Origin of the sequence: Streptomyces sp. NPDC102406 (assembly GCF_044765725.1) — a bacterium.
GTDB lineage: Bacteria > Actinomycetota > Actinomycetes > Streptomycetales > Streptomycetaceae > Streptomyces.
The window spans coordinates 301,699-313,821 of record NZ_JBIWKP010000003.1; the positions used below are offsets into that span (position 1 = coordinate 301,699).

At 71.3% G+C, this 12,123-nt stretch carries 12 protein-coding genes and 1 pseudogene; 9 read left to right on the plus strand and 4 right to left on the minus strand.

The genetic code is table 11. The features are described from left to right. Positions 1-32 precede the first annotated feature (32 nt). From ACIRF8_RS14960 to msrB, 4 genes are all read left to right on the plus strand, one after another. Entirely contained in the window at positions 33-854 is an 822-nt protein-coding gene (locus ACIRF8_RS14960) for a pyrimidine reductase family protein (RefSeq protein ID WP_404214753.1), read from the plus strand. Positions 855-986: 132 nt separating this feature from the next. Continuing rightward, positions 987-1,460 carry an indole-3-glycerol phosphate synthase gene (locus ACIRF8_RS14965; protein ID WP_404214755.1) on the plus strand — a complete coding sequence of 158 codons (474 nt, stop codon included), beginning with the start codon at positions 987-989 and terminating at the stop codon, positions 1,458-1,460. A gap of 110 nt (positions 1,461-1,570) precedes the next feature. Next, complete coding sequence (murC, locus tag ACIRF8_RS14970) at positions 1,571-2,977, plus strand: UDP-N-acetylmuramate--L-alanine ligase (RefSeq protein WP_404214757.1); 1,407 nt, start codon at positions 1,571-1,573, stop codon at positions 2,975-2,977. Positions 2,978-2,990: 13 nt separating this feature from the next. Then, positions 2,991-3,398 carry a peptide-methionine (R)-S-oxide reductase MsrB gene (gene msrB, locus ACIRF8_RS14975; RefSeq protein WP_404214759.1) on the plus strand — a complete coding sequence of 136 codons (408 nt, stop codon included), beginning with the start codon at positions 2,991-2,993 and terminating at the stop codon, positions 3,396-3,398. On the opposite strand, the gene ACIRF8_RS14980 is transcribed toward msrB, so the two are convergent. Continuing rightward, entirely contained in the window at positions 3,358-4,368 is a 1,011-nt protein-coding gene (locus tag ACIRF8_RS14980; protein WP_404214761.1) for a GlxA family transcriptional regulator, read from the minus strand. The genes msrB and ACIRF8_RS14980 overlap by 41 nt on opposite strands. A gap of 121 nt (positions 4,369-4,489) precedes the next feature. Between ACIRF8_RS14980 and ACIRF8_RS14985 the strand changes: the two genes are divergently transcribed. Further along, positions 4,490-5,128 (plus strand): HD domain-containing protein, encoded by a 639-nt coding sequence (locus ACIRF8_RS14985; protein ID WP_404214762.1) that lies wholly within the window; start codon positions 4,490-4,492, stop codon positions 5,126-5,128. Continuing rightward, complete coding sequence (locus ACIRF8_RS14990) at positions 5,125-5,604, plus strand: nuclear transport factor 2 family protein (protein WP_404214764.1); 480 nt, start codon at positions 5,125-5,127, stop codon at positions 5,602-5,604. The genes ACIRF8_RS14985 and ACIRF8_RS14990 overlap by 4 nt, the downstream gene beginning before the upstream one ends. A 6-nt stretch (positions 5,605-5,610) precedes the next feature. Here the strand turns inward: ACIRF8_RS14990 and ACIRF8_RS14995 are convergent, their stop codons facing one another. Continuing rightward, a complete protein-coding gene (locus ACIRF8_RS14995; RefSeq protein ID WP_404214766.1) occupies positions 5,611-6,387 on the minus strand; it encodes an alpha/beta fold hydrolase in 777 nt (258 codons plus the stop codon). A 102-nt stretch (positions 6,388-6,489) separates the two neighbouring features. On the opposite strand from ACIRF8_RS14995, the gene ACIRF8_RS15000 reads away from it, so the two are divergent. From ACIRF8_RS15000 to ACIRF8_RS15010, 3 genes and pseudogenes are all read left to right on the plus strand, one after another. Beyond that, positions 6,490-7,335: a pentapeptide repeat-containing protein gene (locus tag ACIRF8_RS15000; RefSeq protein WP_404214768.1), complete on the plus strand. Its 846-nt coding sequence runs from the start codon at positions 6,490-6,492 to the stop codon at positions 7,333-7,335. Between the two features lie 114 nt (positions 7,336-7,449). Beyond that, positions 7,450-9,678 carry a germacradienol/geosmin synthase Cyc2 gene (cyc2, locus tag ACIRF8_RS15005; RefSeq protein WP_404214770.1) on the plus strand — a complete coding sequence of 743 codons (2,229 nt, stop codon included), beginning with the start codon at positions 7,450-7,452 and terminating at the stop codon, positions 9,676-9,678. Between the two features lie 67 nt (positions 9,679-9,745). Next, positions 9,746-10,345 (plus strand): annotated as a pseudogene (locus ACIRF8_RS15010) (multicopper oxidase domain-containing protein); the annotation flags it as partial. 95 nt (positions 10,346-10,440) lie between these two features. Here ACIRF8_RS15010 and ACIRF8_RS15015 read toward each other — a convergent pair. After that, positions 10,441-11,700: a hypothetical protein gene (locus ACIRF8_RS15015; protein WP_404214772.1), complete on the minus strand. Its 1,260-nt coding sequence runs from the start codon at positions 11,698-11,700 to the stop codon at positions 10,441-10,443. A 17-nt stretch (positions 11,701-11,717) separates the two neighbouring features. Beyond that, on the minus strand, positions 11,718-12,101 hold the full coding sequence (locus ACIRF8_RS15020; RefSeq protein WP_404214774.1) for a hypothetical protein: 384 nt from the start codon (positions 12,099-12,101) through the stop codon (positions 11,718-11,720). Positions 12,102-12,123 lie beyond the last annotated feature (22 nt).

Below are 12,123 nucleotides of genomic sequence, written 5' to 3' on the forward strand. Positions count from 1 at the left end.
TCCAGCTTAGTGGCCGTGCCACACTGCACGTCATGCGACGCCTGTTCCCTGTGACGTACGAAACAGCAGATCACGCGGGCCGGGAGGGGGGCGAAGGGCCCGAGGGGCCGCCGGACGGTGAGTGGAGCCTCGACCGGCTCGCCGAGGCCTACGCCTATCCGGCCGAGGCGGCGGGCGAGGTGTGGCTGCGCGCGAACATGGTCGCCACGCTCGACGGCGCCGCCCAGCACGACGGCCGCTCCCACCCCATCTCCTGCCCCGCCGACATGCGTGTCTTCGGCACCCTGCGCGGTCTCGCGGACGTCGTGGTCGTCGGCGCCCAGACGGTCCGCCAGGAGGGCTACCGCCCCGCCCGCGCGCGTGAGGCGTTCGCCGCGCTTCGCAAGGCGGCAGGTCAGGGCCCCGCACCGGCCATCGCGGTGATCAGCGCCGGCCTCGACCTCGACTTCGGCCTGCCCCTGTTCACCGAGCCGCTGACACCGACGTACGTGCTCACGGGCGCGGGCGCGCCGGCGGACCGGGTGGCGGCGGCCCGCGCGGCCGGGGCCGAGGTGCTGATCGCGGGGGACGGCACCGCCGTCGAGCCCGGGCGGGCGGTGCGGGCGCTGGCCGAGCGGGGTCTGACCCGGCAGCTCACGGAGGGCGGGCCGCGGATGCTCGGCCAGTTCGTGGCCGCGCACGTGCTCGACGAACTCTGTCTGACCCTCTCCCCGCTGCTCACGGCGGGCAGTGCGCAGCGCATCGCCGGAGGTCCCGAACTGGCCGTGCCGGAACGTTTCGAGCTGGCATCTCTCCTGGAGGAGGACGGTTTTCTCTTCACCCGGTACCGTCGGCCCCGACACCCGGCGGAATGATCCGTTCCGTACTGCTTCCGCTGGGCACACTAATTCTCGCAGTCCCCGTGCGGCCACGGGGCAGGATGGTTTCCGCAGATCCCCAGGGCCGGTCGCACGACGGCCCACGGCAGGAGAAGAAGGGCGCCCGTCGTGTTCACGAGCGTATTGATGATCGAGAAGGCACTGACGTCCGCCGACGTGGAGTTCGTCACCACACTGCACGGCGACGAGGAAGTCTCCTTCCACGTGCTGCTCCAGCCCCGCGGTGACCAGGCGGACCGCCTGCTGCGGGCCATCGACGACGTCGCGATGGGCGAGCTGGACGAGGCGGCCCGGGAGGACGAGGTGCCCGAGGGCGACGAGGCCAGAGCGCCGGGGGAGCAGGCACTGCACGTCTCCCTCACCGCGTTGCACCAGGCCGGCTGCGCCGCCGAGGGCCGCTTCGTCGAGGACCACCCGCTCGACGCCCTGAAGGCGCTCGTCGACGAGGTGGGGGCGGACGAGGTGATCGTGCTGACCGACCCGCACTACGTCGAGGAGTTCTTCCACCGGGACTGGGCCTCGCGGGCCCGGCACAAGGTGGGGGTACCGGTTCTGAAGCTGTTCTCGTACAGCAAGGCGTGACGCCGGACGCGGATGCGGGGCGGGCGGGCCGGAGGCAATAGGCTGGCCCGGTCCGTGGTCGAAGTGACCACGGACCGGGACACCCGAAGCACCTCAGGGGAGAGACACGTATGGCATCCGGCCTGCCCACTTCTGCTGCCGCCATGGACCGACCGCACTTCATCGGCATCGGCGGCGCCGGGATGTCGGGCATCGCCAAGATCCTCGCCCAGCGCGGCGCCCGGGTCACGGGCAGCGACGCGCGCGAGTCCGCCACGGCCGAGGCGCTGCGCGCGCTCGGCGCCACCGTCCACATCGGCCACGACGCCGCGCACCTGTCGCCCGAGGCGACCTCCGTCGTCGTCTCCTCCGCGATCCGCGAGGACAACCCGGAGCTGCGGCGCGCCGCCGAACTCGGCATCCCCGTGGTGCACCGCTCCGACGCGCTCGCCTCCCTCATGGAGGACCGGCGGCCGATCGCGGTGGCCGGCACCCACGGCAAGACGACCACGACCTCGATGCTGGCCGTCGCCCTGTCCTCCCTGGGTCTCGACCCCTCGTACGCGATCGGCGGCGACCTCGACGCCCCCGGCTCCAACGCCCTGCACGGCGCGGGCGACATCTTCGTCGCCGAGGCCGACGAGTCGGACCGCAGCTTCCACCGGTACCGGCCCGAAGTCGCGATCATCCTCAACGTCGAACTCGACCACCACGCCAACTACGCGTCGATGGACGAGATCTACGACTCCTTCGAGATCTTCACCTCGAAGATCGTCCCCGGCGGCACCCTCGTGATCGCCGCCGACCACCCCGGCGCCGTCGAACTGACCCGCCGCATCCGCGACACCACCTCCCTCAAGGTCGTCACCTACGGCGAGTCGCCGTCCGCGGACATCCGCATCCACAAGGTCACGCCCCGCGGCCTGACCAGCGAGGTCACGGTCCTCCTCGACGGCAAGCTGCTCACCTTCACCGTCTCGGTCCCCGGCCGCCACTACGCGCACAACGCGGTCGCCGCGCTCGCCGCGGGCGTCGCCCTCGGCATCCCCTCCCGGAACCTGGCCGGTGCCATCAAGTCGTACACCGGCGTCAAGCGCCGCCTCCAGCTCAAGGGCGAGGAGAGCGGCGTCCAGGTCATCGACTCCTACGCGCACCACCCCACGGAGATGGCGGCCGACCTGGAGGCGATGCGCGCCGCGGCCGACGACGCCCGCCTGCTCGTCCTGTTCCAGCCGCACCTGTTCTCCCGCACCCAGGAGCTGGGCCAGGAGATGGGCGAGGCCCTGCGCCTCGCGGACGCCTCCGTCGTCCTCGACATCTACCCGGCCCGCGAGGACCCGATCCCCGGCATCACCAGCGCCCTCATCGTCGACGCGGCGCGCGCCGCGGGCGCCGACGTCCAGGCGGCCCACGACAAGACGGCGGCCGTCGGGGCGATCGCGGGAATGGCGAAGCCCGGTGATCTCGTTCTCACCATGGGCGCGGGCGACGTCACGGACCTCGGTCCGCGCATCCTGGACCATCTCGCACAGCGTTAGAGGGAGTGCCCCCATGTCGTACGACGTCGAGAAGCCGGACGAGCAGTGGCGCGCGGAGCTGAACCCGGCGGAGTACGCCGTACTGCGCCAGGCCGGCACCGAGCCCGCCTTCACCGGTGAGTACACGGACACCAAGACCCGGGGCGTCTACTCCTGCCGGGCGTGCGGTGCCGAGCTGTTCACCTCGAACGAGAAGTTCGAGTCCCACTGCGGCTGGCCGTCCTTCTACGACCCGAAGGACTCCGCCGCCGTCGAACTGATCGAGGACCGCTCCCACGGCATGGTCCGCACCGAGGTCCGCTGCGCCCGCTGCGGCTCGCACCTCGGCCACGTCTTCGAGGGCGAGGGCTACGCGACCCCGACCGACCAGCGGTACTGCATCAACTCGATCTCGCTGCGGTTGGAGCCGGACGGGGAGTGAGTGGGGCCGTGGTCCGGAAGCGGGCCCGGTAGGCGGAGGGCGTCACGCCGAGGTGGCGCAGGAACACCCGGCGCAGGGTCTCGTCGCTGCCGAGGCCGCTGCGGCGGGCCGCCGAGGTGACGCTCTCGCCCGCGTCGAGGAGGGTCCGGGCGGCTTCGAGGCGGACCGACTCGACGTAGCCGCCGGGCGTGTCCCGGATCTCGCTGTGGAAGAGGCGGGTGAGATGGCGGGTGCTGAGACCGGCCCGGCGGGCGAGTTCCGGCAGGGAGTGGTCGGCCGCCGGGTCCGCGACGACCGACCTGAGTAGCGCGGTGAGCGTGGCGTGGCGGGGCGCGGGGGTGCGCGCGGCCACCGAGAACTGCGACTGGCCGCCCGGACGCTGGAGGAACACCACCAGATCACGGGCGACCTCACGGGCGAGCCCGGCGCCCTCGTCGGCCTCCACGAGGGCCAGCGAGAGGTCGAGCCCGGCGCTCACACCCGCCGAGGTGTAGATCCTGCCGTCCTGGACGAAGATCGCGTCGTCCTGCACCTCGATGTCCGGGTGGCGCCCCGCCAGCGTCGCCGCATGCCGCCAGTGTGTGGTGGCGCGCCGCCCGTCGAGGAGCCCCGCCTCGGCGAGCGCGAAGGCGCCGGTGCAGACGGACGTGGTGCGCCAGGACGAGGAGTGCAGCGCCCGGACGGTGTCGACCAGGCCCGGCGGCAGCCGCCGGGGCAGGCCGGGCGAGCCGGGCACGATCAGGGTGTGGACGCGTCCGGCGAGGCCGTCGACGGGCTCCGTGAGCAGCCGGGTCCCCGCCGAGGTGGTGACAGGCCCACCGTGCGCGGACAGCAGCGTCACCGTGTAACGGGCGCCCAGGGTGGCCGCGGTGCTGAACACCTCAAGGGGAGCCGTGACGTCGAGCAGCCGGACGTCGTCGTAGGCGAGGACGGCTACGGTGCGGGAGGGGGTGCGGGCGGGCGCGCTCATCGCCCCAGGCTAGCGGCGTGCCATGTCCGTATGTGTGGGATTCATGGCTGGAAGGACATGGAGCGCGAGAGTGCCTGAGCGGCAGGCTGACGGCATCGCACCAGCCGACCAGGAGCCGACCGTGACCTCACGCATCGCCGACATCGAGATCCCCGACAGCGCACTCGCCAAGGAGGCGACCGAACTCGTCCGCGACACCGCGGGCCCCCTCCTGTACGACCATTCGCGCCGCGTCTTCCTCTTCGGGGCGCTGCGGGGCCGCCACCGCGAGCTGACCTTCGACCCCGAACTCCTCTACGTGGCCGCCCTCTTCCACGACCTCGGTCTCACCCCGCGCTACGCCGCGTCCCGGCAGCGCTTCGAGCTCGACGGCGCGGAGGCGGCCCAGGACTTCCTGCTGCGCCACGGCCTGCCGCCCGAGCGGGCCAGGACCGCCTGGACGGCCGTCGCCCTGCACACGACCCCCGAGATCCCCTACCGGATGGAGCCGGAGGTGGCGCTGGTCACCGCCGGGGTCGAGGTCGACGTGCTGGGGCTCGGCTTCGACGAGGTGGACGACGCGCAGCGGGACGCGGTCGTGGCCGCGCACCCCCGGCCGGACTTCAAGCGCCAGATCCTCCGGGCGTTCACCGAGGGCATCGCGCACCGCCCCGCCAGCGCGTTCGGCAACGTCAAGTCGGACGTGCTCGCCCACTTCGTGCCCGGCTTCGTCCGCACCGACTTCGTGACCGTCATCGAGAACTCGGGGTGGCCGGAATGAGTACGCCCCGCGACGCGCGCCCGCGCCCGCCCGTGCCGCCGTTCACCGAGGCCGACGCGCTCGCCAAGGTGCGGGCCGCCGAGGACGCCTGGAACACCCGGGACCCCGACCGCGTCGTGCTCGCGTACACGGAGGATTCGGTGTGGCGCAACCGCGACACGTTCCTGAGCGGGCGGAAGGAGATCCACGCGTTCCTCACGGCGAAATGGCGCAAGGAACTCGACTACGCGCTCCGCAAGGAGCTGTGGTCCTTCGGCGACGACCGGATCGCCGTCCGGTTCCAGTACGAATGGCGGGACGCGGCCGGCGGGCACTGGCGTTCCTACGGCAACGAGCTGTGGGAGTTCGACGCCCGCGGCCTGATGCGGCGGCGGGAGGCGAGCATCGACGACGTGCCGATCCGGGCCGCCGAGCGGCGCATCAGGGGTCCCCGGCCGCCCGGGCAGCAGCCACCGGAGGCGCTGCCACTGGCGTAGCAGGGGTCAGGGGCGGTCCGCCCGCAGGAAGTCCTCGACGACCCGGATCAGCGCGAGTGGCGCCTCGTCCATCGCGTAGTGCCCGCACACCGGCAGGTCGACCAGTTCGCCGCGGCTGAACCAGTGCAGCCACGTCGTCCGGATCAGCTCCGCGGGCAGCGCGGGGTCGAGCTGCCCGGTCACCGCGAGCGCCGGTGTCGTGCAGCCCTCCAGATCACGGTGGAAGTCGTCGCCGGTCCACGAGTCCAGCCAGGCGCGGAACGCCTTGGCGTCGACGCACGCCAGGGAGCGCGCCGTCATCCGGTCGAGCCAGGCCGCCGGACGGACCCCGCCCGTGGTGAGGTCGAGGATGGTGCGGCGGTGGGCCGGTTCGTTGTCCGCCGTGGAGAACAGCTCCCACTGCTGCGGCGGCAGCACCAGACCCGACGCCGGGACCGGCGAGACCCCCGCGATACGCCGCACCCGGTGCCGTGCCGACGCCACGACGCGCTGCGCCACACCGGCCCCCATCGAGTGCCCGAGCAGCGAGAAGCGCTCCCAGCCCAGCCGGTCCGCGAGCGCCAGCACGTCGGCGGCGCCCTCGGCCGTCGTGTACGCGCCCGGGGTGTCCTTCGCCTCCCCGTAGCCGCGCAGGTCCACGAGCGCGTACTGGAAGGAGACCTGGTCCAGGTCGGCGACGATCGGGGCGTACGCGGAGCGGTCGGCCAGCCAGCCGTGCACCGCGATCACCTTGTGCGGGCCGTCTCCGCGCAGTTCATGGGGAAGCAGGAAGGTGGAGGCCACGTCGACTCCCGGAGAGTGGGGCGGTGCCGGTCGCGTCCACGGTGGCGCGGCCCCGCGCGGCCCACAAGGGGGCGTACCCGGGCGATCGGCGACAATGGGGCCGTGACCTCCTCCGACGCCTCCCCCTCCGTTCCCGCTGGGCCCGACCGGCCGGACCTTCGTGCCGACTGCGGCAGTTGCTTCGGGCTGTGCTGTGTCGCCCTGCCGTTCGCCAGATCACAGGACTTCGCGCGCGACAAGAGCGCGGGCAGCCCCTGCCGGAACCTCCGGGACGACTTCCGCTGCGGCATCCACACGCGGCTGCGCGACGAGGGCTACCAGGGGTGCACCGTCTTCGACTGCTTCGGCGCGGGCCAGAAGGTCTCCCAGGTCACCTTCGAGGGCGTCAGTTGGCGCGAGCGCCCCGAGAGCGCGCGGACCATGTACGAGGTGTTCCCCGTGATGCGTCACCTCCACGAACTGCTGTGGTACTTGAGCGAGGTGCTGGAGCGGCCCAGGGCCCGGCCCGTGCACCGCGAGGCCCGGCGCGCCCTCGACGGCATCGAGCGGCTCACGCGCGCGGGTGCCGGCGAACTGCTCGCGGCGGACGTGTCCGCGCTGCGCGGCGACGTGAACACCCTGCTCCTCAAGGCGAGCGACCTCGTACGCGCCGAGGTGCCCGGGCGCAAGAAGAACCACCGCGGCGCGGACCTCGCCGGAGCCCGGCTGCGCGACGCCGACCTGCGCGGCGCCACCCTGCGCGGCGCGCTCCTCATCGCCGCCGACCTGACCGGCGCCGATCTGCGCTTCGCCGACCTGATCGGGGCGGACCTGCGGGACACCCGGCTCGGCGGCGCCGACCTCACCGACAGCATCTTCCTCACTCAGGCCCAGCTCAACGCGGCCCGCGGCGACCGGGCCACCGAGCTGCCCGCCGGTCTGACGCGGCCCGCGCACTGGACCGCGTAGAGCGAGGGGCGCCCGCTTCCCAGGAGCGGGCCCGCTCACTCATCGTTCACGCGATGGGACGATCATCGCCCGCCGAACGGATGCCCCTCCGGCGGCACGGGTAGGGCCGCGCACATGACATCGCAGTCCTCACAGCCGTTCCAACTGCCGCACTTCTACATGCCGTATCAGGCGCGGCTCAACCCGCACCTCGACGAGGCGCGCGCACACTCCGCCGAGTGGGCCCGCGACATGGGCATGCTGGAGGGAAGCGGCATCTGGGAGCGGAGCGATCTCGACGCGCACGACTACGGCCTGCTGTGCGCCTACACGCACCCCGACTGCGACGGCCCCGCCCTCTCCCTGATCACCGACTGGTACGTGTGGGTCTTCTTCTTCGACGACCACTTCCTGGACATGTACAAGCGCACCAACGACCGCGAGGGCGGCCGGGACCACCTCGAACGACTGCCCCTGTTCATGCCCATGGACCTCGCCACCGAGGTCCCCGAGCCCACCAACCCGGTCGAGGCGGGCCTCGCCGACCTGTGGCGGCGCACCGTGCCCGCGATGACCCTCGACTGGCGCCGCCGCTTCGCCGAATCGACCGAGCACCTGCTCAACGAGTCGATGTGGGAGCTGTCCAACATCAACGAGGGCCGCGTCTCCAACCCGGTCGAGTACATCGAGATGCGCCGCAAGGTCGGCGGCGCGCCCTGGTCCGCGGGGCTCGTGGAGTACGCGACCGCCGAGGTCCCCGCCCGCGTCGCCGGGACGAGGCCGCTGCGCGTCCTGATGGAGACCTTCTCCGACGGCGTGCACCTGCGCAACGATCTCTTCTCCTACGAGCGCGAGGTCGGCGACGAGGGCGAACTCAGCAACGGCGTCCTGGTGCTCGAGACCTTTTTCGGCTGTACGACACAGGAGGCGGCGGAGGCCGTCAACGACGTGCTCACCTCGCGACTGCACCAGTTCGAGCACACCGCGCTCACCGAGGTGCCCGCGCTCGCCCTCGACAAGGGCCTCACGCCCGAGGAGCTGGCGGCCGTCACCGCGTACACGCGCGGGCTCCAGGACTGGCAGTCCGGCGGACACGAGTGGCACCTGCGCTCCAGCCGGTACATGAACAAGGGCGCCGTCGAGGAACGCTCAGCCCTGCACGGACCCACCGGGCCCGGGACCGCCGCCGCCGATGTCCGCGCCCTGCTCGCCTCGGTGGGGGCCGAGCGGCTGCGGGCGTACACGCATGTGCCGTTCCAGAAGACGGGCCCCAGCCGGCTGCCCGACTTCTACATGCCGTTCACCGTGCGGCTCAACCCGGCGCTCGACAGCGCGCGCGAGCGACTCGTCCCCTGGACGCGGAGCATGGGCATGCTCAGCGAGGGCGTCTGGGACGAGGACCGGCTCGCCGCCGCCGACCTGGCGCTCTGCTCCGCCGGGCTCGACCCGGACGGCTCGCCCGAGGCCCTCGACCTCAGCGCGCGCTGGCTCGCCTGGGGCACCTACGGGGACGACTACTACCCGCTGGTCTTCGGCCACCGGCGCGATCTCGCCGCCGCCCGCCTCAGCACCGAACGCCTGTCGGCCTGCATGCCGCTGGCCGACGAACCCGTCCCCGTACCGGCCAACGCCATGGAGCGCGGCCTCACCGACCTGTGGGCGCGCACGACCGCGCGGATGACGACGGAGCAGCGCACGGAGTTCAAGGCCACGGTCGACGTCATGACGGAGAGCTGGGTGTGGGAGGTGCTGAACCAGATCCAGGGCCGCATCCCCGACCCGGTCGACTACCTGGAGATGCGCCGCGCCACCTTCGGCTCCGACCTGACCATGAGCCTGTGCCGCATGGGCCACGGCCCCGCCGTCCCGCCCGAGGTCTACCGCACGGGACCCGTCCGGGCCCTGGAGAACTCGGCCATGGACTACGCGATGCTGGTCAACGACGTGTTCTCGTACCAGAAGGAGATCGAGTACGAGGGGGAGATCCACAACGCGATCCTCGTCGTGCAGAACTTCTTCGGCATCGACTGTCCGAGGGCCCTGCGCATCGTGCACGACCTCATGACGCGGCGCATGGAGCAGTTCGAGCACATCGCCGCCCACGAGTTCCCGGTGCTGTACGAGGACTTCAAGCTCTCCGCCGAGGCGCGCGCCGTCCTGGACGGCTACGTCGAGGAGCTGCGGAACTGGCTGGCGGGCATCCTCAACTGGCACCGCCACGTGGACCGTTACCGCGCGGAGTACCTCGCGAGCCGCACCCACGGCTTCCTGCCCGACCGGATCCCGGCAGCCCCTCCTCACCCGACCTCCGCGTCCGGATTGCCGCATTCAGGCAACCTCACGGGGGCGCACGGCATCTCTTGAGGTGAGACGGCCACTGACCGGCCGCATCCACGGGGGACATGAGAGAACACACGGGGGTGTTCTTGCCTTGACCGAGACCATCGAACACATCACGGACGCCGCGGGCGTCACGCACGCACCGGCCGAAGCCGACCGGGACGGGACCGTCGCCGCGGGGGAACTGGAGCCGTACGTCGCTCCGTTGACCGTGCCGCCGATCCTGCGGCCCGCCACCGACGACGTCCGCACCGAGACGGAGATCGCGCTGCGGCCCACCTGGCAGCGGCTCCACCCGCAGCTCCCGCCGACCCTCATGTGGGGCTACGACGGCTGCGTACCGGGCCCCACCATCGAGGTGCGGCGCGGGCAGCGGGTCCGGATCGCCTGGACGAACCGCATCCCGAAGGGCAGCGAGTACCCGGTGACAGCGGTGGAGGTGCCCATCGGGGCACCGAACCCGAGCACCCGGCCGGGCCGCGACGGCGTGCCCGCCGACGCGGACGTCGCCGCCCTGCCCGCCTGGTCCGTGACCCATCTCCACGGGGCGCAGACCGGCGGCGGCAACGACGGCTGGGCGGACAACGCGGTGGGGTCCGGCGACGCCCAGCTCGCCGAGTACCCGAACGACCACCAGGCCGTGCAGTGGTGGTACCACGACCACGCCATGAACATCACCCGGTGTGATGTGGAAAACGAGCCTAAAAGATCTTGCGCCTGGCTCTCACCTGGACTTGAGCACTCTCCCACTGATCCCAGTTGATCAAATGGGAGATATTCAGGAGATCAACTCCCCCAGACCGACTCCCACCCAAGATTCCCCAGAGCCCGCTCGTACAGGCCCTGCAGACCCTCCAGGCGATGCACTCGCATTGACGGCGTCGGATGCTGGTAAATGCCCTTGATGCCAGGGTACTTGTGCCCCGCCTGTTCGTGGGCCAGCACGGGATGGACGTTGATGTCTGCCTGGTAGGTGTCGTGCGAGTGCCGCAGCGCCCGCATGTCCAGGCCTGGCATGATCGGCTCCCACTTCTCAAGCGGCGGATGGCCGTGCCCGCCCGGCCGCGCCTTCCTCCCGTCAGCCGCCGGACGCAACCGGGCGCACCACGAGGAACGCCACCACCATCCGCCCTTCGGTGCGGTGAACACGAAGTCGAAGGGCCAGGCGTCGAGATGCCGGGCCAGCAGGTCGGCCAGGAACGGTGGCACGTCAATGTCCCGGGCCGACGTCGCATTCTTCGGCGGCTCCAGCCCGTGGAACGTGCGCCGCTTCGCCTGCTCGTCGTACCGGAAGTACTGGGCCAGCGCCCCTTCGCTTCCGTCCACGCGGACAAGGGAGCACTCGAAGACCCCTCCATCGTGCTTCTGGGAGCGCGTCAGCAGTGCATTGCGGCGATGCAGCCCCGAGGCTTCCTCGAAGCGAAGGCCGATGAACGCCGTCGTCAGCACCATCAGCCCGTCAACGGGACCCATGCGCCGGGCCAGCTGCAGGACCGTCTCGGGCGGCGCCCACATGTCCTCCGGCCGCTCCTTGCGCTTGCCAGAGGTCGCCGCCGGCAGACCCTTCAGCCGTCGGCCGGCCAGTGGGTTGTGCGGGATGTGACGGGCGTCCACGGCGCCGGTGAGAATCTGCGACATCAAGCTGACGCAGTACTTGGTGGTGCTGTGAGCGCACGGCAGCGTCCGGGCCCAGGCCTCAACGTCGAACCAGTTGAGCTCGATCAGGCGGGTGTCCCGCCAGCGCGGCAGGATATGGGACTGCAGCCGCTCGCGCCGGTTCTCGGTGGTCTGGCCGCGGGGGTTCTGAACGGCCAGCCACTCTTCGACGAACGTCCCGAACCGTTTGCGCATGAGCTCCGGGTCCGCCCAGCGCCCTTCACGGATCGCGGCCTCTTGGTCGTTGCCCCACTTCTCGGCGATGATTTTCGTCGGGAACCCGGGCTCGCTACCCCAGGTGCCGTCGGGCTTCTTGTATCGGCATCGCCACGTGTATTTGGTTGTCTTCTTGCCGTCCCGGACCTTGTACACCTTCTCGGCGTAGGCCACCGCTACCCCCAGCTCGTTCAGACCGCAGCGCTGTGCGCCACCGGCAAACGATGCCAGTGCGGGGATCTCTCCGTGAGCTGGCGGCAGATTTCGTCAGCCGCGTGCCGTTTGATGGCGGTGTCGATGACCCAGTACGTGATGCGCTCGGCACTGTCGTCGAGCCGCAGCCGGTAGGGGTCAGGCAGGACTGGCTCCCGAATGATGCGCACCGGGACTATCGGCCCCCGCGGCATCTCCATGGTCCGCGGCAGCCACCTGCGCGCCTGCTCCGTCATGGCCTGCGAGAACCACCCGGCACCCTCGGGCGTGATGTCGTCCTCGTGGAAGACGAACGTGCAGCCGTCGATGCTGTCGACGATGAACGGTGCGAAGTGGCCCCCGCCAGAACGCTCAACTTGCATAACCCACATGCTCAATTCACCG